1 pseudogene is annotated in these 1,217 nt (G+C 46.8%); it reads left to right on the top strand.

What is annotated here, in order from left to right:
• Positions 1 to 1,209: pseudogene (locus tag CWB85_RS21155) on the top strand (adhesin); the annotation flags it as partial.
• Positions 1,210 to 1,217 lie beyond the last annotated feature (8 nt).

The raw sequence follows: 1,217 nt of genomic DNA, 5'->3' as shown, positions 1-1,217 counted from the left end.
ACACGTTTCTTAGTTGATGGTGGTATCACCGCCGTTGCAAGCGTAGAAAACCGTGCGGGTAATTCAGGCGACGCCACTGACACTGTACTAAAAGATGTGTTGGCTGAAATTACCCTGCAACTCAATGATGCTGACCAAGTCATTAACGAAAACGAGGTAACGACCAATAACTTCTCTGGTACCGTCACCGATGTGGAAGATGGTCAAACAATCACCCTGCTGTTCCTTGATAAAAATGGCAATAGCACCAGTGCAACGACAACCGTTGTCGCAGGTGCATGGACTGTTGAAAACGTTGATTTATCTGACTTAGTGGATGGGGTTATTACCGCCCAAGCGCGTGTGAGCGATCAACCTGAAAACCCTGCCAGCAGTACCATTACCTTCTTAAAAGACACCACGGCCGATATCACTGTCAGCGTGAACGATGTTGATCAATTGATCAACACTGCTGAGCAAACAAGTGTGGCACTATCAGGCTCTGTGACGGGCATTGAAAATGGTCAAACCGTGACTATCACCCTCAGTGATAATACAGGGCGAGAGCTGCAATTTACCACCACCGTTATTGATGGCAACTGGGCCCTGTCAAACATCGATTTGAGCAGCTTTGCTGAGGGTGAGTTTACCGTAACAGCCAGCGCGCAAGATAGCTATGGCAATCAAGCGGATGCCAGCACGAGCGCAACTAAAGACACCCAAGCTCTTGTTACTATTGATGTTGACAGCGGCAGTGATAACTTACTCAATGGGGCAGAAGTCGGCAGTGTCGATTTAGCAGGCGATGCACTTTATATCGAAAATGGCCAAACGGTAACGGTCACCATTACTGATAGCGATGGTAAAACCCAAATCCTCACCACCACAGTCATGAATGAACGCTGGGCAATTGACGGCGTTGATATGAGTGGTTTTGCTGAAGGGGCGCTTGATTTCACGGTCGCCACAACGGATATTGCAGGGAATACCGCCTCTAACACAGATCAAGTATTTAAAGACACCTTATCCACCATTTCAATGCAAGTACAGACGAATGGTGATGACATTCTCAATGAATTAGAAGTCAATCCAGCCACCTTTGGTGGGGTTGCAAATGATATTGAAACTGGTCAAGCCGTTGAAATCACGGTAACCGATAGCCAAGGCACGATACTGACCTTTAATACCGTGGTGCGTAATGGCTATTTTATTATTGAAGACGGTCAATAATCAACGCT

Source organism: Pseudoalteromonas sp. S1727 (assembly GCF_005886375.1).
GTDB classification, from domain to species: domain Bacteria; phylum Pseudomonadota; class Gammaproteobacteria; order Enterobacterales; family Alteromonadaceae; genus Pseudoalteromonas; species Pseudoalteromonas haloplanktis.
This window is presented reverse-complemented; position numbering and strand designations above follow the sequence as displayed.